20 protein-coding genes, 1 tRNA gene and 4 pseudogenes are annotated in these 23,730 nt (G+C 30.9%); 14 read left to right on the top strand and 11 right to left on the bottom strand.

Going from position 1 to position 23,730, the window contains the following annotated elements:
* The first annotated feature begins 16 nt into the window (after nucleotides 1–16).
* From AC0L4B_RS17360 to AC0L4B_RS17340, 5 genes and pseudogenes are all read left to right on the top strand, one after another.
* Nucleotides 17–1,091 (top strand): annotated as a pseudogene (locus AC0L4B_RS17360) (ABC transporter permease).
* A gap of 11 nt (nucleotides 1,092–1,102) precedes the next feature.
* On the top strand, nucleotides 1,103–1,852 hold the full coding sequence (gene tpiA, locus AC0L4B_RS17355) for a triose-phosphate isomerase (RefSeq protein WP_473438015.1): 750 nt from the start codon (nucleotides 1,103–1,105) through the stop codon (nucleotides 1,850–1,852).
* A 164-nt stretch (nucleotides 1,853–2,016) separates the two neighbouring features.
* Entirely contained in the window at nucleotides 2,017–2,856 is an 840-nt protein-coding gene (gene prmA, locus AC0L4B_RS17350) for a 50S ribosomal protein L11 methyltransferase (RefSeq protein WP_473438014.1), read from the top strand.
* 226 nt (nucleotides 2,857–3,082) lie between these two features.
* Nucleotides 3,083–3,913 (top strand): M57 family metalloprotease, encoded by an 831-nt coding sequence (locus AC0L4B_RS17345; protein WP_473438013.1) that lies wholly within the window; start codon nucleotides 3,083–3,085, stop codon nucleotides 3,911–3,913.
* A 97-nt stretch (nucleotides 3,914–4,010) separates the two neighbouring features.
* A complete protein-coding gene (locus AC0L4B_RS17340; protein ID WP_473438012.1) occupies nucleotides 4,011–4,286 on the top strand; it encodes an ATP-dependent Clp protease adaptor ClpS in 276 nt (91 codons plus the stop codon).
* Nucleotides 4,287–4,488: 202 nt separating this feature from the next.
* Here AC0L4B_RS17340 and AC0L4B_RS17335 read toward each other — a convergent pair whose 3' ends face one another.
* From AC0L4B_RS17335 to AC0L4B_RS17320, 4 genes are all read right to left on the bottom strand, one after another.
* Nucleotides 4,489–5,388: a TlpA family protein disulfide reductase gene (locus tag AC0L4B_RS17335; protein ID WP_473438011.1), complete on the bottom strand. Its 900-nt coding sequence runs from the start codon at nucleotides 5,386–5,388 to the stop codon at nucleotides 4,489–4,491.
* A complete protein-coding gene (locus tag AC0L4B_RS17330) occupies nucleotides 5,385–6,626 on the bottom strand; it encodes a hypothetical protein (RefSeq protein ID WP_473438010.1) in 1,242 nt (413 codons plus the stop codon). Before AC0L4B_RS17330 ends, AC0L4B_RS17335 begins: the two co-directional genes overlap by 4 nt.
* 161 nt (nucleotides 6,627–6,787) lie before the next feature.
* Nucleotides 6,788–6,861, bottom strand: a tRNA-Arg gene (locus tag AC0L4B_RS17325).
* 64 nt (nucleotides 6,862–6,925) lie between these two features.
* On the bottom strand, nucleotides 6,926–7,078 hold the full coding sequence (locus AC0L4B_RS17320; RefSeq protein WP_028607649.1) for a hypothetical protein: 153 nt from the start codon (nucleotides 7,076–7,078) through the stop codon (nucleotides 6,926–6,928).
* 547 nt (nucleotides 7,079–7,625) lie between these two features.
* Here AC0L4B_RS17320 and AC0L4B_RS17315 point away from each other — a divergent pair.
* Nucleotides 7,626–9,605, top strand: coding sequence for an endonuclease (locus AC0L4B_RS17315; protein ID WP_473438009.1), 1,980 nt, complete (start codon nucleotides 7,626–7,628; stop codon nucleotides 9,603–9,605).
* A gap of 91 nt (nucleotides 9,606–9,696) precedes the next feature.
* On the opposite strand, the gene AC0L4B_RS17310 is transcribed toward AC0L4B_RS17315, so the two are convergent.
* The 5 genes and pseudogenes from AC0L4B_RS17310 to AC0L4B_RS17290 all read right to left on the bottom strand — a co-directional run bounded on the left by AC0L4B_RS17310 (nucleotide 9,697) and on the right by AC0L4B_RS17290 (nucleotide 12,153).
* Nucleotides 9,697–10,002, bottom strand: a complete 306-nt coding sequence (locus tag AC0L4B_RS17310) for a hypothetical protein (protein ID WP_473438008.1) — start codon at nucleotides 10,000–10,002, stop codon at nucleotides 9,697–9,699.
* Between the two features lie 338 nt (nucleotides 10,003–10,340).
* The gene (locus tag AC0L4B_RS17305) at nucleotides 10,341–11,045 is read right to left on the bottom strand and encodes a hypothetical protein (RefSeq protein WP_473438007.1); all 705 of its coding nucleotides are present in this window, start codon (nucleotides 11,043–11,045) and stop codon (nucleotides 10,341–10,343) included.
* Between the two features lie 54 nt (nucleotides 11,046–11,099).
* Nucleotides 11,100–11,303 (bottom strand): annotated as a pseudogene (locus AC0L4B_RS17300) (M56 family metallopeptidase); the annotation flags it as partial.
* Nucleotides 11,304–11,326: 23 nt separating this feature from the next.
* Nucleotides 11,327–11,791, bottom strand: coding sequence for a hypothetical protein (locus AC0L4B_RS17295; RefSeq protein WP_473438006.1), 465 nt, complete (start codon nucleotides 11,789–11,791; stop codon nucleotides 11,327–11,329).
* 2 nt (nucleotides 11,792–11,793) lie between these two features.
* Nucleotides 11,794–12,153 (bottom strand): BlaI/MecI/CopY family transcriptional regulator, encoded by a 360-nt coding sequence (locus AC0L4B_RS17290; RefSeq protein ID WP_473438005.1) that lies wholly within the window; start codon nucleotides 12,151–12,153, stop codon nucleotides 11,794–11,796.
* 183 nt (nucleotides 12,154–12,336) lie between these two features.
* Between AC0L4B_RS17290 and AC0L4B_RS17285 the strand changes: the two genes are divergently transcribed.
* Nucleotides 12,337–13,281 carry a calcium/sodium antiporter gene (locus tag AC0L4B_RS17285; RefSeq protein ID WP_473438004.1) on the top strand — a complete coding sequence of 315 codons (945 nt, stop codon included), beginning with the start codon at nucleotides 12,337–12,339 and terminating at the stop codon, nucleotides 13,279–13,281.
* 87 nt (nucleotides 13,282–13,368) lie between these two features.
* Here AC0L4B_RS17285 and AC0L4B_RS17280 read toward each other — a convergent pair whose 3' ends face one another.
* Nucleotides 13,369–14,388, bottom strand: coding sequence for a glutamine synthetase beta-grasp domain-containing protein (locus tag AC0L4B_RS17280; protein WP_028290086.1), 1,020 nt, complete (start codon nucleotides 14,386–14,388; stop codon nucleotides 13,369–13,371).
* 190 nt (nucleotides 14,389–14,578) lie between these two features.
* On the opposite strand from AC0L4B_RS17280, the gene AC0L4B_RS17275 reads away from it, so the two are divergent.
* The 4 genes and pseudogenes from AC0L4B_RS17275 (at nucleotide 14,579) to AC0L4B_RS17260 (ending at nucleotide 19,837) form a co-directional block, all read left to right on the top strand.
* Nucleotides 14,579–16,765, top strand: a complete 2,187-nt coding sequence (locus AC0L4B_RS17275; protein WP_473438003.1) for a glutamine synthetase III family protein — start codon at nucleotides 14,579–14,581, stop codon at nucleotides 16,763–16,765.
* Nucleotides 16,766–16,971: 206 nt separating this feature from the next.
* The gene (locus AC0L4B_RS17270; RefSeq protein WP_473438002.1) at nucleotides 16,972–18,150 is read left to right on the top strand and encodes an AIR synthase related protein; all 1,179 of its coding nucleotides are present in this window, start codon (nucleotides 16,972–16,974) and stop codon (nucleotides 18,148–18,150) included.
* A 22-nt stretch (nucleotides 18,151–18,172) separates the two neighbouring features.
* Nucleotides 18,173–19,116: pseudogene (locus AC0L4B_RS17265) on the top strand (DUF3078 domain-containing protein).
* A gap of 163 nt (nucleotides 19,117–19,279) precedes the next feature.
* On the top strand, nucleotides 19,280–19,837 hold the full coding sequence (locus AC0L4B_RS17260; protein ID WP_473438001.1) for a hypothetical protein: 558 nt from the start codon (nucleotides 19,280–19,282) through the stop codon (nucleotides 19,835–19,837).
* A gap of 265 nt (nucleotides 19,838–20,102) precedes the next feature.
* On the opposite strand, the gene AC0L4B_RS17255 is transcribed toward AC0L4B_RS17260, so the two are convergent.
* Nucleotides 20,103–20,498, bottom strand: a complete 396-nt coding sequence (locus AC0L4B_RS17255) for an ATP-binding cassette domain-containing protein (RefSeq protein WP_473438000.1) — start codon at nucleotides 20,496–20,498, stop codon at nucleotides 20,103–20,105.
* Between the two features lie 547 nt (nucleotides 20,499–21,045).
* On the opposite strand from AC0L4B_RS17255, the gene AC0L4B_RS17250 reads away from it, so the two are divergent.
* The 3 genes and pseudogenes from AC0L4B_RS17250 to pyrF all read left to right on the top strand — a co-directional run bounded on the left by AC0L4B_RS17250 (nucleotide 21,046) and on the right by pyrF (nucleotide 23,673).
* A complete protein-coding gene (locus AC0L4B_RS17250) occupies nucleotides 21,046–21,564 on the top strand; it encodes a hypothetical protein (protein ID WP_473437999.1) in 519 nt (172 codons plus the stop codon).
* Nucleotides 21,565–21,671: 107 nt separating this feature from the next.
* Nucleotides 21,672–22,748, top strand: a complete 1,077-nt coding sequence (gene prfA, locus AC0L4B_RS17245) for a peptide chain release factor 1 (RefSeq protein WP_473437998.1) — start codon at nucleotides 21,672–21,674, stop codon at nucleotides 22,746–22,748.
* Nucleotides 22,749–22,855: 107 nt separating this feature from the next.
* Nucleotides 22,856–23,673 (top strand): annotated as a pseudogene (pyrF, locus tag AC0L4B_RS17240) (orotidine-5'-phosphate decarboxylase).
* Nucleotides 23,674–23,730: the final 57 nt, after the last annotated feature.

Raw genomic sequence — 23,730 nt, 5'->3', positions numbered from 1 at the left:
TCTAAAATAAAACAATCTGGTAACCTATCTATTAAATAAAACACTTTACGCATTACTCACTTTATTTGGTGTGGTAACCGTTATATTTTTATTGTTTAGTGTATTACCAGGAGATCCAGCACAAATGATGTTGGGTCAAAACGAGGATAGTCAGCAATTAGCAATCATCAAAAAAATACGGATTTGATAAGCCTGTAGCAACGCAATATTTGTATTATTTAAACGATTTATCACTTTTATCGTTTCATTCTAATTCAGAAGAAGATTATACTTATTTAAGTTCAAACAAATATTCAGCCACCAAGTTATTTACAATAGGTAATACGACAATCGTTTTAAAGTTTCCGTATTTGCGTGAGTCTTTTACAAAACAAGGTAAAAAAGTAAGTCAAGTATTATCAGAGACCTTACCAAATACATTCGTACTTGCAGTTTCTGCAATAATAATAGCTATGTTATTAGGAGTGACATTAGGTGTGATTTCAGCATTAAAAAAAGATTCTTTTTTAGATAAAACCATTCAAATTTTAAGCACTTTAGGTATGAGTGTGCCATCCTTTTTTAGTGCAATCTTGTTTGCTTGGTTATTTGGATTTGTATTACATAAATATACTAATCTAGAAATGACAGGAAGCCTATATGAGTTGGATGATTTTGGCGAAAACATGCACATCAAACTCAAAAACCTCATACTGCCAGCAATAGTATTAGGTATAAGACCATTAGCAGTAGTTATACAATTAATGCGTAACTCGTTATTAGAAGTCTTTAATCAAGATTATATCAGGACAGCCAGAGCAAAAGGCTTATCAGAATTTCAGATTATAAAAAATCACGCCATTAAAAATGCATTAAATCCGGTAGTAACAGCTATCTCAGGATGGTTTGCAAGTATGTTAGCAGGAGCAGTGTTTGTAGAGTATATATTTGGATGGAATGGACTAGGTAAAGAAATAGTAAATGCGCTAAACACATTAGATTTACCCGTAATAATGGGATCTGTGTTAATTATCGCCTTACTATTCATTATAATTAATATTTTTGTAGACATTATATACACTTGGTTAGACCCAAAAGTTAAATTAGAATAAAACCCAACGTCATGAGAAAAAACATAGTAGCAGGAAACTGGAAAATGAATAATGATTTATCGCAAACCGAAGCATTAATTTCAGATTTAAAAAAGCAAACCAAAACCTCTAATGCAGAGGTCATGATAGCACCAACATTTACTAACTTATGGCACGCATTTGAAGCAACCAGAGAAGAAGATATAGAAGTCGTTGCACAAAACATGCACTTTGCAGAAAATGGAGCTTACACAGGAGAAGTTAGTGCAGATATGTTAAAAAGCGTTGGTGTTCAAACAGTCATATTAGGACACTCAGAGCGTCGTGCGTATTTTAATGAAGACGATGCAATACTAGCCAAAAAAGTTGACCAAGCCTTATCAAAAGACATGCGTGTAATTTTCTGTTTCGGAGAAGAGTTAGCAGACCGTAAAGCAAATAATCAAGAAGCAATCGTAGAAGCACAAATTAAAAATGCACTATTCCATTTAGACGCTTCCGCATTTGCAAACATAGTTTTAGCCTACGAGCCAGTTTGGGCAATAGGTACAGGTGAAACAGCTAGCCCAGAACAAGCACAAGACATGCACAAATTTATCCGTAAAACATTACACGATACACACGGTAACGACGTAGCAGACAACATGACTATCCTTTATGGTGGAAGTGTAAAACCAGCAAACGCCAAAGAGATTTTCTCAAAACCAGACGTAGATGGAGGATTAATTGGTGGAGCAGCACTAAAAGCAGCCGATTTTTACGCAATCGTAAACGCCTTTTAAGCACTAATAAAAAAATAAAAATTTGGGCGTTACCACAAGGGTCGCGTCTTCCGTTATATCTTTTTTGTAAAATAGTCCCAAACTCAGTTTGGGACTATTCTACAAAAAAGGATGCCACTTCAACCGCTAACGCAGCATACCTGCAATAAACAGTACCAATAAAAATGTCAGACAATATCTATTTAGGCTATTACTTTAAAGTACAACCTTTACAACCAGCAACCGAAATTTTAATAGCAGAATTAGGTTTTGCAGGCTTTGAAAGCTTTGTCGAAACCGAAGAAGGTGTAACCGCTTACATTCAAAAAGACGAGTGGAAAGACACTATCTTAAACGACATCCAAATACTACAATCAGACGAGTTTAAAATCGAATATACCTTTGAGCAAATAAAACAAACCAATTGGAATGCCGAGTGGGAAAAAAACTTCAATCCAATAGTAGTCGATGATCAATGTGCAGTACGAGCACCATTTCATGAAAAATTTGACACACCATTCGAAATAGTAATCGAACCAAAAATGAGTTTTGGAACAGGACATCATGAAACCACACACATGATGATTCAGCATATACTTAAAAACGACTTTAAAGATAAATCTGTTTTAGATATGGGTTGTGGTACTGCAGTATTAGCTATTCTTGCCGAAATGAAAGGTGCAAAACCAATAGATGCTATAGATATAGACAATTGGTGTTATTTAAATAGTCTAGAAAATGCAGAGCGTAACAATTGTAAACACATATCTGTATATGAAGGCGAAGCTTCACTATTAAAAGATAAAAAGTACGATACTATAATAGCTAATATTAATCGTAATATTTTATTAAACGACATTCCGACTTATTCATCATGTTTAGATACAAACGGAAGTTTGTTTTTAAGTGGTTTCTACACTGAAGATATCCCTATGATAGAACAAAAATGTAACGACAATAAATTAATCTTAAAAGATGAGCTAAATAAAAACAACTGGGTTGCACTTAAGTTTGAAAAAGAATAAAATCTATTAAAAACCTCTTTTTTTAGCTAATTATGTATAAAATTAACTCATTTTTTGATTAAAATTTTTCTTTTTACGGTAAAAACCGCAACAAATTTATTTGTGTAAGAATTATCTTTGAATTGATAATTATCTAACATACTATTAATATTAAAATAACATATTAATAGCGATGTAAAACCTTTACGTAAAGCAAACCATTTATTAATTTAAAATTCAACCAAAAATGAAGAAAATTAAATTTATGGCTTTAGCTAGCCTATGTTTTATTTTAGGATTACAATCATGTCAAAATGATGAAGCTACAATTATTGAAGAAGAAGCAGTAGCAAAAAAAGAAGTTTCAGCAAAAGTTTTACAAAAATTAGCTGATGCACAAATTAATACCAAAGACGTTAAATACGTTGACTTTATGTTGCCTGACGGTACATTTAAAGAAATGATAGAATTAGAAGGTGATGTTCACATGAGCGAAGAAGATGTTTTAAATCTTGAGCCTGTATCAGCAAGTGACCGTAATTACCGTACAAACAATCTAGTATCTCAAGGTAAAACTATAACAATTATTGGTTATACTGGAGGTAGTAATGCATTATCAACAAAAGAACAAACAGCATTACAATGGGCTGTTGATAATTACAATGCGTTAAGCGGAGTTTCAATTTCATTTCAATTAACATTTGGTACTGATTATCAATCAAAGGATATGGTAGTGTATCATAACCCAAGTCAATCAGGTGCTGGTGGATCAGCAGGTTTCCCTAGTAATGGTAACCCATACAAGTTTGTACAAATTTATGGTTTAAATAACTATGATACAAACGTTGTAGAGCATGTTATTACGCATGAAATTGGTCACTCAGTTGGATTTAGACATACAGATTGGTTTAACAGAGCTAGTTGTGGTCAAAACCAAAATGAAGGAGCTGGATCAATTGGTGCAATTGATTTAGGAGGAAATAATCCAGAAGACTCAATTATGTTAGCTTGTTTTAGTTCAGGTGAAGATGGTGAGTTTGGAGCAGATGATATTAGCGCATTACAGGTAATGTACTAATATTAAGTTAAATACAAGTTTTAAAGGCTTCTGTAATCACAGAAGCCTTTTTTTATATCCAATATTTTTTTACTTTTATACCCAAAAGAAAGTACGTATGAGTACAAAAGAAAAAATACAAGAACAACACGAGGTACAAACCTTAGAAAAACCCAATAATGAGATTGTAGTCTATAATGATGATGTCAATACTTTTGATCACGTTATAGATAGTTTAATATATGCTTGTGACCACACACCAGAACAAGCAGAGCAATGTACTATTTTGGTGCATTATAAAGGACAATGTACAGTTAAAACCGGTTCTTATAAAGATCTAGAACCACGTTGCACTATGCTGCTAGAAGCAGGCTTAAGTGCTGAAATTATTTAATAAAAAAACGTCTTTAAACAAAGACGCTTTTTTTTATGATGTAATTTTTTGTAAGTCTTGATTACTCAAATAGTTTAGAAAAGGTTGAATTTGATAATTGCTTGATTAAAAAAAATAATAGCTTGTTCCAATTTACATATAACCTACTATTTTGTAAATTATACTTATATAATAAAGTAAAGCTTAAGTCTAAAGCGTTTTATTATTTTGCTAACTCCTCGTTTAAAATCGTTTTTAATTCTTCAATCGAAGGGTGTCTTATATTGTCTTTAATAACTTCACCTTTTTTATTGATTAACATATAGCGAGGAAGTGCATTAAAGTTGAATTTGTTTAATAAATAATCCCATTGCTTTTCTGTAAGCCAATAGTGTTCTCCATTTATGTCTGCAATGGATTGTCTCCATAGATTTTCTGGGGCTCTTTTACTTTCACCTGATATATACAAAAAGACAACATCTTTACCTTTTATTTCTTCTTTAAGCGATTTAGTTTCTTTAATGGCTGGTATACAAACTCCACACCAAGTTGCCCAAAAATCTACATAAATTACTTTGCCTTTATATTTTTTAATCATAGCTTCAAATAATTCCTCGTCTTCAGCTTTTTCCACGGTATTGATGTTACTAGCGCTTTTTGCTTGAGTTGCTTTAATTTTTTCAGCGATAATTGTTAAGTAATCTGATAGAAAAGGGTCTTTAATTACCTGCTTTGCATTTTCTACATCTGCATCTGTAAAGCTGTTTCCTTCATTAAAAAAATCACCATATAATCGTCTAAACCTTATAAAGTCCATCATAAAAGTATTTTCTAAATTTAAACGGTCTTGTATATTGTTTTCTATGTCAATAGCAGAATCATTCTCGTTTTTAAAAATACTATTAGAAGTTATGTTTTTAGCTACAAAGCCAAAATTAGGTGTTGCTAATAAGCCTAAGTGATCATTAAATAGCTCTCTTGGATAAAAGTCGTAATAAGATGATTCAATTTTGTAGTCTGTAATTTGCGCATCATCCTGTTCTAACCCTAGTTCTTTAATTTTGTAATTTCTTGTACGTTCATAGCTATTAATAGCTTGCATCGTAGTAAATTTAATATTCATTTTTTTATTTGAAGGGCTTTACGACTAAAAAACTGTTTTTTATTAAGTTCTTTAAGAGCAGCAAAGTTATTGTCTCTAAGGTTAAGGTGTTTTCTTTTATAATCTTCAGGAGATAATGAAAGTATACTATGGTATATTTCCTTGTTTTTTTGTCTTCTTAAAGAATTTATAGATCTCATTTCTAATAATCCATCATTTAATATGTTGCAATCTCCCATAAAAAGTGGTGTATTGTCGTTTATATAATGAAAGGTTTCTTTTCCTGGTTCTACGTAAACTTCTTGTTGATTTGTATAAGTAGAAATCAACAAAATGTGTTGAGGGTAATTTGCTGGAAATTTAATTGAAAAACTACCATCTGTTTTAATTTTAACTTTTAAAGGCTCTACTTTTAATGTAAATGCATCATAAATATAAATATCAATAAAAGCTTTTTCTTTTACACGTTCTGTATATCCTTTTATTACACCAGAATAGGTTGTAGAGTCTAATTTAAATAAAGATTCAGAATTGTAAGGTATATCGTTTTCTAATTTAAAATTGGGATTATGTAACTTGGTTAAGCTATATGTACGGTATTGTTTTGGGGTGACTCCAAAATTGATAGTACCATTTTTATTAAGTTTTGCATAAACAGTTTTTAGGTTTCCCTCTCTTTCTAGTGTGATAGTATATTTTTTTCCTTTGTTAGTTACTTTTTTATAGTTCCAAACAGCTTTATCTATTATTGCGTTTTTAGTGTAAAAACCATAATCCCAAATATTACTACCATCCATTCGCATCCAATTACCACGAAGTGCTAAAGGTAGTATAGATGCATTTTCTTGATCTATAACAATATCATAAGCATAGGCATTATTCTCTTCATTATCGTGGACTTCAACAAAATCTATAGTATTTACATTAGTCTCTAGCTTAGGAAAATGTAGGCTATAAATAAGCTCGCCTGTATCAGAAGCTTTTTTTACCTCGTTAAGTTTTATACCTTCGGATTTAGTAACCAATAATTTTTTGTTACTACCAATAACTTCAATATAGCTTTTGTCAGAAATAATAATTTCTCTTTTAGAGTAGGACTTTATATGAAAATGTAAAACGGTAGTGGTATCTAATATTTCTATTTTTGTAATTGAACCAGGTACAGTGATTAAACCATATTCTGGGTTTTCTATAGTTTTTTGAGCAAAAGTATTGGTAAATAATACCAATAATAAAATGGTGACAATATTACTTTTCATTATTAATAGCTTGATTTGGAATTTACTTCTGAAAGATATAAAAAATGAACTATGGATACTTATGGTTTTAAATAAGATTTTATTTAAATAATAAATAGGGACACATATAAAAAGTAAAAATCCGCAACAATCTGATGAACAGTTGTATGCGGATTTTTTCGTGACCTCGATAGGATTCAAACCTATAACCTCTTGAGCCGTAATCAAGTGCGCTATTCAGTTGCGCCACGAGGCCTATTTTTTGTGGGTGCAAATATATGTCTTTTTATATAAGTATCAAAGGTTTTTTGATGAAAATTTTAATTTAATGCGTTTTTTGTAACAAATACCTTCCAGCCAAAAATAGCCATCTGTATTTTAGTGGCTTTACTTAAATCTAATTTTTGCTTGGTATAGCTTGGTAGTACAAGCTTATTTAGTTTTGCTAAAAACTTAAAAAGTGATTGTTTCATAACACTTAATTTTTTTCAAAATTATTGCTTTATTATGTATTAGCCAAAAGTCCTTTGTAATTTAAAAATAGTAAAACTTATTCTAGACTAAGTTTTACATTTTGGATTTAAAGGTTAATCGATGTTAAGATGTCGATTATTAATTTGGCAAGTGTTAGCATAATTTTACAGTTTTAAGGGTTAATAATAACAACCGTTTTAAGGATTGTTTTTTGAAGATATATTTTTTGGATATTATCTTCCAAATAAAACAGTATAAATTTATAAACTTGACTTTACTTTTATAAGTAAAAAAATAGTTTTGGTTTTACTTTTTGAAACATTCTCTTCATAGATGTGTTAAATTGTAACTTAAAAAAGGTTTTAATGTTTTATATATTAACAATTGTAGGGAGTTTTGTTATTGGTTTTTTTAATCCAAGGCGATTTTTATGTGTTTTCTGGTGTTAAAAGAAGTTTTCATCTTTTTGTAACTTAAAATTTAATTAACGTTACAACAAAAGTTAGGCTAAGATTATGCTTTATATTTGCAGTAAAATATATTAATATGAAAAAAATTACTTTAATACTCTTTTTATTATTTGTTAGCTTATGTTTTTCGCAAACCCTTGTGATTAACGAATTAGATTGTGATACCACTTTTGAAGGAAATAATATCGATAATCATGAATTTGTCGAGTTGTTATCCGAAACTCCTAATTTTAGCTTAGATGGATATGTATTAGTCTTTTTTAATGGTTCAAACTCAGGAAACGACTCTAGTTATTATACCATTGACTTGGATGGTTACACAACAGATGTTAACGGATTATTTTTAATAGGTAACAATAGTGTATCTCCAATTCCAAATTTAATTATTCCAAGTAATCTTATCCAAAATGGTGCAGATGCTGTAGCAATCTATTTAGGTGATGATACAGATTTTCCTGAAGGTACTATGGCTACTCAAACTAATTTGGTAGACGCTTTAGTGTACGATACTAGTGATGCTGATGATGTTGCATTAATGGCTTTATTAGGTGTTAGTACGCAATACAACGAAGGTTCTGGTAATAATACTAATTCTATTCAGCGTTTTGATGACGGTTTAGGTAACCCTAATAGTGTAACTTATACGTCAACTATACCAACGCCAAGAGCTTTAAATGATGGTTCAGGAGTGGTTTTAAATGGTGTTTTAATTTCAGTGGTTGATGCTCATTTCAATGAAGGAGATTCATTTGATGTTACTTTAACTACAGAGCAAGCTGTGGATTCGGATTTAATCCTTGATTTTACATTAAACAATGGAGGGTTTAATACTTCGGATTTTACAGGAAATACACAGGTTACCATTCCGACAGGACAAAATACAATAACATCTACAATTACTTTGGTAGATGACACGATGGATGAAGGTGACGAGGTGTTAAAAGTTGTTTTGCCAACAGTGCCAAATAATTATGTAAGATTAAATAATAATATAGAACGACGAGTAGTTGATAACGATTTTGTAGTTGCTGCATATGGTACGCCTTTAAATCCTACTTTTGGTATGGTGTCTAGTACACATCCAGATGGTTATTATAATTCTATTGATGGTTTGTCTGGTGCAGCTTTAGAGCAAGCACTACAAGGTATTATTGCTGAAGAAGGTGTTGTTAGAGCGCAAACTTATTCTGATATTATAGACATACTTGAAGAAGCAGATCAAAATCCTGAAAATTCAAACCAAGTTTGGTTAGTGTATACAGAGCAAGGTCGTGCTAAATTAGACTACCAAACAACATCTACTAATACAGGGACTTGGAACAGAGAACATACTTTTCCTAGATCTTTAGCTGGTTACAATAGTATTGATTTAGACGATTTTAGAGATGGTAAAAATACGTTTTGGAATACAACAGCAGACTCCTTAAGACATGGTAATAGTGATGGTCATGCTTTACGAGCTGCAGATGGACCAGAAAACAGTACAAGAAACAATCAGCATTATGGTGAGTACAATGGACCAACAGCTACTGCTGGAAGCTTTAAAGGAGATGTTGCTAGAAGTGTGTTGTACATGCAAATCCGTTATAATGGATTAAGTATTGAAAACGGGTTTCCTGATGTGTCAGGTCAAATGGGAGATTTAGCAACACTTTTAGATTGGCACAGAAATGATCCTCCTGACGATTTTGAAATGAACAGAAACAATGTTGTTTATGAATGGCAAATTAACAGAAATCCATTTATAGATAACCCTGATTTAGTAGAATATATTTGGGGAAATCAAATGGGTAACGTATGGAATAATCCTTTAAGTATTGATCAGTTTACAGCCGAAACGATCAAGGTGTACCCAAACCCTGTTAAAGATAAATTATATATTTCAGGAAAAAAACAACAGTATAATGTGTCTGTTTTTTCAGCTGAAGGTAGAGTAGTTTTAACGCAAAAAGTTGATAACAATAGTTATCTTGATTTAGAATTAGCTAGTGGTTTGTACATGGTTACTATTGAAGCTAATAATGAAAGCATTACTAAAAAGATTGTTATTGAGTAAATGTAACATCTGATTATTGAACAAAAAAAAGACCTTCAATTGAAGGTCTTTTTTTATTGTTTATTAAATAAATATTTTAGGATGTTGGGTTTTAGTCAATACTAATGACTCCTTCTGCATCAATGTTTATTGTTATGTTGGGAATACCTTTTGAGGATTGGTATAATACTTTGTTGTTTTGACCGCTAGTATTAGTAATAAGCATTTTAAGTTTTGTGATTTCTTTTTTGCTATTTCTTCTTAGCGTTATGTATTCTAAAGTTTGTCCTAAAGACGAAATGTATGTTTTATGTTGATCTAAAACGGTGTCAGGTGTGTTTTTAGTTATCTCTAATTTTGTGAAGTTTTTTGAAGAATCTTCATCATCTGAGTAAGTTGTACTTGAAAGATTATACATGACATGCCAAGGACCATCTTTCTTTATTGAATCTTTGTTTTTTGTACTGTTAGCCTCATAGGTCGCTCTCCAATTACTTTGTTTTTTAGTTGTAACTATTATAACTCCATTTTTCCCTTCTTCACCATATGCTTCAATCGCATTTGTGTCTTTTAATACGCTTATGTTAATGATGCTATTTGGGGCTATTAAGTTGATATCCTTTGCATTTGTCTTTTTGCCATCAACAATTAATAGTGCTTGTTTAGGATTTGTTTTATTTGAATAAATAGTGTTTAATTGATCACTTATAAAAGCATCATCTTCCTTTGAGTTGGTATTAATTGTTTTAATTTCAGTTACTTCATAGTTAATAGACCATGGGTTGTTTTTTTCGATATTACTTCGTTAACACCATTTTTACCTTTGTCTCCATATTTTGCACTAGCGGTTTCTTCTTTTAATGTATTAACAGAGTCTATGTTTTTGGTGTTTAAGTTTGTTTCTTTTTTATTATCTGTTTTTAATTTAATATTATCTCCAGTATTGTGGCTATAAACTTTTACAGAACTAGAAGTTTTTTCTTTTAAAGGAAATTTGTCGGCAACTACACCACGTTCTGTTACTCTCATGACTAGGTTTTGCTTTTGGTCTCCAAAAACTAATTCTCCATTTTCAATTTTTAAATGAATATTAGAAATAGGAATTTCTAAGTCGTTTCCATAAGTTGCATTGTGATTATAATTGCTTTTTCCTTTTAATTTTGTTTCGATAGAAAGGTTTATAATTTCACCATCAGCATTTCGTTTTAAATTAGAAAACTTAATCTTTAAATCTTCCGAATTAGCTTCAAGTTTATTTTTTATATGTTCTATATCTAGATCTGAAGATTTTGATGTAAGGATCAGAATTTCGTCTGGAGTTTTTTGTTGTGTTTTACTTGTTTCCGCATTAGCGATATAAACCTCTTTTGTATTAAAACTCATTAAAAACAAGACTAAAAAGGGTAGAATGATTGTGAACTTTAAAAGATTGCTTCTTCTAGATTTTGATTTTTGTAACATAACAATTCGTTTTTTGATTAATGATTGATAAAAATTATTGGTTATTGCTAGTTGATTAGTATTTAAACTAGCTTTTAATAATACGGTTTGATAGCTTTTAGCACATCCTGTTTTGTTCTGAGCCTCATGATCTGCTATAAATTCTAAGTTTTGTTGTAGTGCTTTTTTATACCACCAAATACAAGGATTAAACCAGAATAGTATTGTTGCTATTTGGGCTATTATGTTGTCTACTGTATGGTTTTGTGTTGCGTGGATTTTTTCATGAGTAATAATATGTTTTAATTCTTGTTTAGAAAACTGATGCGGATTGTAGACAATTGTTTTAAAAAAGAAAAAGGTGTAATTTGCTTATTTATTTGTACATGTTTAAATTCACCTTGCTTTACTGTTTTTTGATGCTTTAATAGTTTGTGTAATGACCAAAATTGAAGCATTATTTTAATAGTCACAAACAGTGTTCCTAATAGGTAAACAATAGGTAGTAGTGTCCAATAGTCAAATGTAGATTCTTGAATTACAGGTTGTGTAATAGTTGCGTTGCTTGTTGTCTCGTAATACTGGATAGGTGTTGGAGTGTATTCAATATAAATTGGAATTACCATTAATGGTAGTGCGATAGCAGTGAATAATCCAACTAATAAAAACCAGCGATTGGCTTGAAAAAAGGTTTCTTTTTGAAGAAACAACTTATAACAAGTATAAAATAATATTATAATTGCCGAAGCTTTTAAAAGGTATTCCATGGTTATTCTTGATTTTCTATTAAACGAATAATCTCTTTTAGCTCGTCAACACTAATTTTTTCTTCTTTAGCAAAAAACGAAACAACATTTTTATAAGAGCTGTTAAAAAAGTTGTCAATTGCAGTATTCATAAACTTATTACGATACGCTTCTTTAGAGATAATAGGGAAGTAGCGATGTGTTTTTCCAAATGCTTCATAACTAACATAACCCTTTTCTTCTAGATTTCTTATCATAGTAGATAGCGTGTTATAATGCGGTTTATCCGTCTTTATTTCTGCCATAACGTCTTTTACAAAAGCGTGTTCTAGCTTCCATAGTATATGCATTATTTCTTCTTCCTTATTTGTTAGCTTTTGCATGTTGAGTATCAAGTTTATATTACATAACAAACATAACTAAAAAAATAGTTATATAACTAAATATATAGTTTTTTAACTATTTTTTTAGTTTTTGATTGGCTTTATTTCCGCGAAAGCGTAAAAAAAGACAACCAAATTCTTAATTAAAAATTCAAAATGTATCTTCGCTAAAAATTAATATTTATGAGTATAGTCTTTCTTATTTTAGGGTTTATATTATTGGTAGTAGGAGGAGAGTTTTTGGTGCGATCATCTGTAGCTATGTCTTTTAAACTTAATATTTCTAAAATAGTAATAGGTATGACAGTAGTGTCTTTTGCTACTTCTGCACCTGAATTATTAGTAAGTCTTCAGGCAGCTTTAAAAGGTAGTCCTGCAATTGCAATTAATAATGTAGTAGGATCTAATATTGCTAATATTGGTTTGGTTTTAGGTATTACAGCAATTGTTGGTGCAATTGCTATAGATAAGTCTTTTTACAGAATGACTTGGCCAATTATGATGTTGTTTTCTGGTGCTTTATATTATTTTTTATGGAATGATAATCAGTTAATCGCTATTGAAGGTATGGTGTTATTTACAGCATTATTGATTTTTGTGGTGTATTTAATAAAAGGACAAAAACCAAGTACTGATGATTTAGAAGAAGTGGATGATACTTTAGCGGTTGTGTCAAATTTTAAAATAATTATTTGGTTACTTATTGGTGCTGCTGCTTTGTATTTTGGTAGTGAGTGGTTAGTAAAAGGAGCAACTCAGATTGCAACAAGTTTAGGTGTTAGCGAGGCTGTTATTGGTGTTACTATGATTGCTATTGGTACAAGTGTGCCAGAACTAGCAGCTTCTGTAATTGCTGCAGCTAAAAAGGAAAAAGCAATTTCTTTAGGTAATTTAATTGGGTCTAATATTTTTAATATTGGATCTGTTTTAGGTTTAACGTCTATGATAAAAACTATTCCTGTTACAGAGCCACTAATTTTGTCTAGAGATATATTTTGGATGTTATTATTTGCTGCTGCTATTTTACCTTTAGGTTTGTTGCCTAAGCGTAATGAAATTAATAAGTTTAAAGGTTTTGCGTTGGTTGTACTGTATGGGCTGTTTATTGTTTTGGTCTTTAAAGGCTAAGCAGTATTTATAACAATAAGGTATAAAAAAAGGCTTTCTAATTATGTAGAAAGCCTTTTTAGTTGGATTTAACTAGGTAATCAAATACTAGCTAATATTTGCAGATTTAACCGTTTTAATAATACGACCTGCAATTTTATATGGATCACCATTAGATGCTGGACGACGGTCTTCTAACCATCCTTTCCAACCTTTTTCAACGGTAATAATTGGTATACGTATTGATGCGCCTCTGTCAGATACACCATAAGAGAAATCGTTAATAGAAGCAGTTTCATGGTCTCCAGTTAAACGTTGGTCGTTAAACTCTCCATAAACAGCAATGTGCTCTTTAACTACTGGTCTAAATGCTTCACAAATTTTCTCGTAAGTTTCTTGGCTACCACATGTTCTTAAAACAGTGTTAGAAAAGTTAGCGTGCATACCAGAACCATTCCAATCCATATCTTTACCTAATGGCTTTGGGTGGTAATCTATGTAATAACCATAGTCCTCTGTTAATCTATCAAGAAGGTATCTCGCTATCCAGATTTCGTCACCAGCTTTTTTTGCACCTTTAGCAAATAGTTGGAATTCCCATTGTCCAGAAGCAACCTCTTGGTTAATTCCTTCAAAGTTTAAACCTGCGTCTATACATAAATCAGCATGTTTTTCTACTAGTTTTCTACCATGAGTGTTTTTTCCTCCTACTGAGCAGTAGTACATACCTTGTGGTGCAGGATAACCACCAATAGGGAAACCTAGAGGTAATTGAGTTTTTGTATCCATGATAAAGTATTCTTGCTCAAAACCAAACCAAAAGTCATTATCTTCATCTTCAATAGTCGCTCTTCCATTAGATACGTGTGGTGTTCCATCTGCATTTAAAACTTCAGTCATTACTAAATAACCGTCTCTTCTTGCTGGATCAGGATAAATGGCAACTGGTTTTAAAAGACAATCAGAAGATCCTCCTGATGCTTGTTTTGTAGAAGATCCATCAAAAGACCAGATTGGGCAGTCTTCTAATTTTCCGCTAAAGTCATTTTCAACTTTAGTTTTACTTCTCATGTTTTGTGTTGGAAAATAGCCATCCAACCAGATGTATTCTAATTTAGATTTACTCATGATAAAAACTCTTTTTTTAGTTATTTGTTTACACAAATATAGAATAAAAATAAATTGACCCGTAAAAAAACATGGTTCTAAATGTAATATTTATTAAAAGACTGTTAATAACCCTGTATTTTTTAGGGTATCTTATTTTAAGAGTCTTTATTTTTGTAAATTCGTAAAATTAATAACTTAAAATATTTATATGTCAACATTAAGATTTCATGCTATAAAAGAATCATTAAAACATAAACCGATTGTTATCCAAGAAAACCATCGTCGTTCTGAAATCTTTGGAAGCAATGTGTTTAATGAGTCGACGATGCGTCAGTATTTAACTAAAGAAGCTTTTGAGAGCGTTAGAGATGCTATACAATTAGGGAAGAAAATTGATCGAGTTGTAGCTGATCATATCTCTACAGGAATGAAAGAATGGGCAATCTCTAAAGGAGCGACTCATTATACACATTGGTTTCAACCTTTAACAGGAGCAACAGCAGAAAAGCATGATGCTTTTTTTGAAACAATTGGAGGTGGATTAGCTATCGAAAAATTTGGAGGAGGACAATTAGTACAACAAGAACCTGATGCGTCAAGTTTTCCAAATGGAGGAATAAGAAACACTTTTGAAGCTAGAGGGTATACCGCTTGGGATCCAACATCTCCAGCATTTATTTATGGTACAACATTATGTATACCAACCGTTTTTGTGTCTTACACAGGTGAAGCTTTAGATTATAAAACCCCTTTATTAAGAGCTCTACAAGCTGTAGATAGTGCAGCTGTAGCAGTCTGCAAATACTTTGATAAAAATGTAAAAAAAGTGAATGCATCTTTAGGTTGGGAGCAAGAATACTTTTTAATAGATCGTGATTTAGCAATGTCTAGACCAGATATTGTACAAACAGGACGTACATTATTAGGTCATGCGCCTGCAAAAGGACAACAGCTTGATGACCATTATTTTGGAACCATTCCTAATCGTGCTATGGCTTATATGCGTGATCTTGAAACCGAATGTATGTTGTTGGGTATTCCTGTTAAAACTAGACATAACGAGGTCGCTCCAAACCAATTTGAGTTAGCACCAATTTTTGACGAAGCTAATTTAGCGGTAGATCATAATTCATTACTAATGGATGTGATGGATAAAATTGCGGATAGACATAATTTTAAAGTCCTATTTCATGAAAAACCATTTGCAGGTGTTAATGGTTCTGGAAAACATAATAACTGGAGTTTAAGTACAGATACAGGTGTTAATTTATTAGGACCAGGAAAAACACCAATGAGTAATCTTCAGTTTTTAACCTTTTTTATAAATACAATAAAAGCAGTTAATGATAATGAAGAGTTGCTTCGTGCAGCTATAGCTTCAGCAAGTAATGATCATAGGTTAGGAGCTAACGAGGCACCTCCAGCCATTATTTCGGTATTTATAGGTCAGCAATTAACTAAGACTTTAAATGAGTTAGAAAATGTAACCAATGGTAAATTGTCTCCTGAAGAAAAAACAGATTTAAAACTAAACGTTGTTGGTAAAATTCCTGATGTATTGTTGGATAATACAGATAGAAACAGGACGTCTCCTTTTGCTTTTACAGGAAATAAATTTGAATTTAGAGCAGTAGGCTCTACAGCTAATTGTGCTAATCCAATGACAGTTTTAAATAGTATTGTCGCTAAACAATTAATAGACTTTAAAGTTGAGGTTGATGCCTTGATTGATAAAAAGGATATGAAAAAAGATGATGCTATATTTAATGTCTTAAGAGAGTATATCAAGAAGTCCAAAACTATTTTATTTGAAGGAAATGGCTATGGTGAAGCTTGGGAAAAAGAAGCAAAAAAACGCGGACTTAGTAATAACAAAACAACACCAGAGGCTTTAAAAGCAAAAATATCAAAACAAACATTACAGCTTTTTGAATCGCTTGGTGTGATGAATACAATTGAATCTGAAGCTAGATATGAGATTGAAATTGAGGAATATGTACTACGTATTCAAATTGAAAGTCGTGTATTAGGTGATATAGCACGTAATCATATAGTACCAACAGCTGTAAGATATCAAAATATTTTAATCAAAAATGTAAAAGGATTAAAAGAGATTTATGGTAAAGACTTTAAAAAGTTTGCACAGGAGCAATTAAATTTAATTGAAGAAATCTCAGAACACATTGCTTCAATAAATTCAAATGTCACAAAAATGACAGCAGCAAGAAAAGCCTCTAATAACAGTAAAGATTTAGATAAAAAAGCAATGGCTTATTGTAACGATGTTAAGTCTTTATTTGAAGATATTAGATACCATTGTGACAAATTAGAGTTACTTGTGGATGACGAGCTTTGGCCTTTAACAAAATACAGAGAGTTATTGTTTACTAAATAGAAAATCATAACAACACACAAAAAAAGCCTCGTTTCTGAGGCTTTTTTGTGTGTTATATTTAAATTTAGTTAAACAATATATTTGTTAGCAGTGTTAAAATGCCCGATTGGAAATAAATACAATTAAACATCAAATTAATTATAAAAGCGCACATATTATTTGTGTGCTTTTTATTTATAAATATCTTTGTTGCTTAACACAACACAATGAGTTCAGAAATTTCAAAACGTTACAGTCAAAGAGGTGTGTCTGCTTCTAAAGAAGATGTACATAATGCAATTAAAAATATTGACAAAGGCTTATTTCCAAAAGCTTTTTGCAAAATTGTACCAGATTATTTAACCAATGATGATCAATATTGCTTAATTATGCATGCAGATGGTGCAGGAACAAAATCTTCTTTAGCCTACATGTATTGGAAAGAAACAGGAGATGTCTCTGTTTGGAAAGGTATTGCTCAGGATGCATTAATAATGAATATTGACGACTTACTTTGTGTTGGTGCTACAGATAATATCATGTTGTCTTCAACCATTGGTCGTAATAAAAATCTAATTCCAGGAGAAGTTATTTCGGCTATAATTAACGGTACCGAAGAATTAATTGAAGACCTGAAAAGTTTTGGAGTTACCATACATAGTACAGGAGGTGAAACTGCAGATGTTGGTGATTTGGTTAGAACAATAATTGTAGACTCTACAGTAACAGCAAGAATAAAACGAAGCGAGGTTATTGATAATGCTAATATCAAAGCAGGAGACGTTATTGTTGGACTAGAAAGTTTTGGACAAGCCAGTTATGAAAAAAGCTATAATGGAGGAATGGGTAGTAACGGTTTAACGTCTGCACGTCACGATGTATTTGATAATTACTTAGCTAAAAAATATCCCGAAAGTTTTGATGCTTCAGTACCTGAAGATTTAGTTTACTCTGGTAAAATTAAATTAACAGATAAAGTAGAAGATGCTCCAATTGATGCTGGACAATTAGTATTATCTCCAACTAGGACTTATGCGCCAATTATAAAAGAGATTTTGTCAAAGTACAATAGCCAAGATATACATGGTATGGTGCATTGTAGTGGTGGAGCACAAACCAAAATTTTACACTTTGTAGATAATTTACATGTTGTAAAAGATAATTTATTTCCAATTCCGCCTTTATTTAAATTAATACAAGAACAATCAAAAACAGATTGGAAAGAAATGTACCAAGTGTTTAATTGTGGACACAGAATGGAATTGTATGTCTCTCCTGAAGTTGCAGAACAAATCATCGAAATTTCTAAGTCATATGGAGTTAATGCCCAAGTGATTGGTAAAGTGGAAGCTTCTGAAACAAAAAAACTGACAATAGAAAGCCAGTATGGTACGTTTGTATATTAAATGCTAAACTAAATTTTATACTATGAGATACATTTTTATTATGTGCTTTATGTGTTTTGTCAATGAGATGATGGCACAAACGGAAACAGAAGTAAAAGTAGCTGATACCACGTTATGGGAACAAAAAAATAGATTAGGTGTTGATGTAAACGAAGTAACTTTTGTTAACTGGAATGCAGGAGGAGCAAATTCAATTTCTGCTTTATTAGCAATTCAATCTAGTTTACGTTATAAAAAAACAATCTAATTTGGTATAATGAAGTGAGAACACGCTATGGTGTAAATAAACAAGAAAATCAAAAATTAAGAAAAACTGAAGACGAATTAGAATTAATTTCCACTTTAGGGTTTAGAACAGATACCATTACAAATTGGTATTTTTCAGGGCGTTTTAATTTTAAGACACAGTATACTAATGGTTTTAATTATCCAAATAGAGATAATTCTATATCAAGTTTTATGGCTCCTGGTTATTTGTTTTTAGGTGGAGGAGCAGAATATGGTAAAAATATCGAAAAATTGTCGTTTTACATGTCGCCTTTAACCTTTAAAGCAACTTTTGTTTTAAATCAAGATTTAGCAGACGATGGTTCTTTTGGAGTAGAACCAGCTGTGTATGATGCTTTAGGGAATAAAATTAAGGATGGTGAAAATACACGTACCGAAATGGGAATACTTGTAACCAATTCATATGAAACTGAAGTCCTTGAAAATATTTACATAAAAAACAGATTAAGCTTTTATACAGATTATTTAAATAGTTTCGGAAACATTGATGTCGATTGGGAGGTTGTTTTTGATTTTAAAGTTAATGATTTTGTAAAGGCAACGTTAGGTTCGCATCTTAAATATGATAATGATATAAAGATAATTGAAGAAACAGAAGTTGAAGACGAATTTGTAGAAAGAGGAGCCTCCTTACAATGGAAACAGCTTTTGGGTATAGGTGTAATAGTAGATTTTTAATCATTATATTTATAAGAAGCCTTGATCAGTAATCTTGTATAAACAACAAAACATAATAATCTTTACGGTTACTCTTGCTATTATAAACATAGCAGCACTACTTTGTCTTGATTTTTTTAATAGTCAGATAGTTAGGTTGGCTTCAAGCGGTTTGTTTTTAATTATGTTTTCTTTTCTTAATGTTAAAGACAAGTTGTTTATTTTATTTACCAGTCTATTATTTATAGCAGATGTTTTAGATTTGTACTATAACTCACCATATATAATAGAAGCATATTCTGTAGTTAAAACATTAGCATTTGGTTTACTTTGCTTTAGTCTTTATAAAAAAATGAAGACTAAAAGACTAGGTAATACATTATCATTATTGTTTATAATTGTAATGGTTATAAATTTACTTATTGGTTATATAACTGTCTCTGGTGTTTCTGGAGCTATGACTGCTAGTCAACTACTTTCAATTCAAGTATATTGGTTTTTTTGTGTTGTAGCTGCTGCTCTAGCTGCTAAATACTACTTTTGTACAGAGTCCTCCAAAGCTGTTTATATTATAATTTTTACTTTTATGTTTGTGTTTGCAGACTTATGTGGGTTTATAGCTAATTTTATAGAGGTACCTAGTTTTTATTATGGAGAAAGACTATTGTATTTATTAGGTTTTTTCTTTTTAAGCCAATACCTGTTTTTTGATAAAATAAAAGTTAAGATTAAAATTTCTTAGACTATAAATTACCTTGACGTAAATAATTATAATCTTCCAATTCTGTAAGATTATTAATTAGTTTAGAACAACCATTTTTGATTAAATATATAGTGTCTGAAATTGAAATAACATCTTGATACCTATGGTCTGTTAAAATGATGGCTTTCTTATTTTTTTCAATTTCAATTAAAGCTTTGATTTTATCAATATATAAAGGTGAAATACCATTAAACGGTTCGTCTAAAAGTATGATTTTGGCATTCTTTTTTAATATTAAGTAAATCTAAATAAGACGTCTTTCTCCTCCTGATAACGTATTTATTTTAAACTGTTTATATTTTTTAAGTTCAGGAAAATCTACTATAAAATCATTCCATTTAACTTTAAATAATTTAAATAAAACATTAACTTTTACTTGATTTGGTGTAAAATGGTATTGTGGTAAAAAACTAGCTAATTGGGTTTGGTATAAAGGTTTTTTTAGTGGTTTGTTGTTTAATCTTATGTGGCTGTATTTCGCGATAAGCGTGCCAAAAGCAATATTTAAAAGACAGCTTTTTCCAGAGCCATTTCGTCCTAAAAGGCTAGTGATTTTACCAGTTTCAACTTTTAAATAAATCCCGTTAAGGATTGTTTTTTCTTTAAAATAAAGTTCTATACTATCAATTTCAAAAATCAAAATAGTTTAAATAAATTGGTTAATCAAACTTAAAAATACTATTGTAATAATAGTATCAATACAATATACAATGCTAAATAATTTAAAGTCAGACACACCTAAGTTTTTGTAAAATGTCAGTTTTTGCTTAGCTTGAGTTTGGTTAACAATATACCAGAGTAAAACAATCAAAAAGAATTTAGTTATTAAAGCGACTAATATATTTAGACTTCCAAAAGCTAATAATAAAATATTAATAGCAATAGACCACGTGGCAAACGTGCGATAATAATGTAATATAGCGAATAATTGACTTATCATATACTTATCAATAACGAATAATGCTATATTTATAGTATAATTGCTTATAAAGATATAATTTAACAGTTGTCATTTGGGTAAAAAACAATTCTATTTATTAGCTGCTATACTATTAGTAAATTATTATATTATTTTCATGTTTCCACTGTTTTACAGCAGGATTATTAGAATAATTATCACTATAATTTGTTTTGGATTTTATTTAAATATTAGAAACAAAGCTAATAGGTTTATCTTGTTTATATTCTTGTTTTTTATTTTGGCAGATGTGTTTTTGTTTTTCTACGAAATCCCTTTATATGGACTATTAACCAGCCTGTCAAGAGTTGTTGGTTATTTACTAGTATTAAACCATTTCAGGAAGTTATATGATCATAAAGCGTCAGATAAAGTTGCAATAGTAGTTTTTGTAATCTTAGGATTAATTAACTTATTTGGACTGTATTTGGTGACTAATTATGTTTATGATACATCTAGTTTTACAGTCATAAAAGAGTACAACGTTTATGGTCATGGTCTAGTGCTTATTACAGCATGCTTTTATGCAGGAAATAATAATTTTAACCAAACCACTAGTAAATCTTTATTTGGTGCCTTTTTTATTTTTGCTTTAGCATTTGCAGATTTATGCGCTTTAATAGGGTATTATTTTGACTTTTCTCCGTTTCAATATATAGACAGATGTTTTTATATTTTTGGTTTAGTTTTTCTTATTAAATATGCCGAAAAATGCTCAGCTACAGTTCCTGAAATTTTAAAAAAATAACAGCTTTTATTCTCAGTAATTTTTATTAAGATGCTTATAGTTTGTATATAAAAGTATTGCTAGTTCATTAATTATCGTATTTTTGTTTCACAATTTTTAAGAAGAAGATGTTAGAAAAATTACAAATAGTAAAACAACGTTTTGATGAGGTTAGTGATTTAATTATCCAGCCAGATATTATCATGGATCAAAAACGTTATGTAGAGCTAAATAAAGAATACAAAGACTTACGACTTTTAATGGATAAGCGTGAGCAATATATCGAGTTTACAGATAACCTTAAAGAAGCAGAAGAAATTATTGCAGATGGTAGTGATGCCGAAATGGTAGATATGGCTAAAATGCAATATGAAGAAGCTAAAGAAGGTATTCCTAAATTAGAAGAAGAAATCAGAGTATTATTAATACCTAAAGATCCACAAGATTCTAAAAATGCGGTAGTCGAGCTTCGTGCAGGAACAGGTGGTGATGAAGCTAGTATTTTTGCAGGAGATTTGTTTAGAATGTATACCAAATACTGTGAAGGTAGAGGTTGGAAAGTAGATACTGTAGATTATAGTGAAGGTACAAATGGTGGTTTTAAAGAAATCCAATTTGAAGTTTCAGGAGAAGATGTCTATGGTACTTTAAAATTTGAAGCAGGTGTGCATCGTGTACAACGTGTACCTCAAACCGAAACTCAAGGTCGTGTACATACAAGTGCAGCAACCGTTATGGTATTTCCAGAAGCTGAAGAGTTTGATGTAGAAATCAATCCAAAAGATGTACGTATAGATTTTTTCTGTTCATCAGGACCAGGAGGACAGTCGGTAAATACAACTTATTCAGCAGTACGTTTAACACACGTTCCGACAGGTTTGGTAGCGCAATGTCAAGACCAAAAATCTCAGCATAAAAACAAAGAAAAAGCCTTTAAAGTATTACGTTCTAGATTATACGATCTAGAGTTGGCTAAAAAAATGGAAGAAGATGCAGCTTTACGTGGTACAATGGTTACCTCTGGAGATAGAAGTGCAAAAATTAGAACATACAATTATCCACAAGGTCGTGTAACCGATCACAGAATTGGATTAACACTATATGATTTATCCAATATTGTAAATGGAGATATCCAAAAAATTATAGACGAATTACAATTAGCTGATAATACCGAAAAATTAAAAGCTAGCGACGAACATATTTAATAACAAGCCTCTTAATTGAGGCTTTTTTTAAAGGCTAGTTTATCATAAAATTTTTGAAATGAAAAAGTAAGTTTTGTGATACTTCACAAAATGATTAAATAGTACTAATGACAACACAACAACTAACAGCACAAATTATTAAAAAGAAGTCTTTTTTATGTATTGGATTAGACGTCGACTTAAATAAAATTCCGGAACATTTATTACAAACCGAAGATCCTATTTTCGAGTTTAATAAAGCAATAATAGAGGCCACTCACCATTTATGTGTTGCCTATAAACCTAATACAGCTTTTTATGAAGCCTATGGTTTAAAAGGTTGGAAAGCGTTAGAAAAAACAATTAATTATTTAAACACAAACCATCCAGATATTTTTACAATTGCAGATGCTAAACGTGGTGATATTGGTAATACAAGTACAATGTACGCCAAAGCTTTTTTGAAGATTTAGCGTTTGATAGTGTGACTGTAGCACCATATATGGGTAAAGATTCGGTAGAGCCATTTTTAGCCTTTAAAGACAAACATACTATCATGTTAGCACTAACCTCTAATCAAGGTGCTTTTGATTTTCAGACTAAAACGGTTGAAGGAAAAGAGTTGTACAAACACGTTTTAGAAACGTCTAAATCTTGGGAAAATAGCGAAAACCTAATGTACGTAGTTGGAGCGACAAAAGCCGAATATTTTACTGACATTAGAAAAATTAGTCCTAATAGTTTTTTACTGGTTCCTGGTGTTGGAGCTCAAGGCGGAAACCTTCAAGACGTTTGTAAATATGGAATGAGTGATAATGTTGGTTTATTGATAAACTCGTCTAGAGGAATTATATATGCTTCAACAAATGAAGATTTTGCTCAGGCAGCAGCCAAAAAAGCAAAAGAGTTACAACAGCAAATGGAAGTTATTTTAAATAATAAATAAACAATTGCACGTTCTATGATGCTGAGTTTATTTTAATATTTCATTATTAAAAACATC

The sequence above is a fragment of the Olleya sp. NP1-10 genome (genome assembly GCF_055804415.1).
This window is presented reverse-complemented; position numbering and strand designations above follow the sequence as displayed.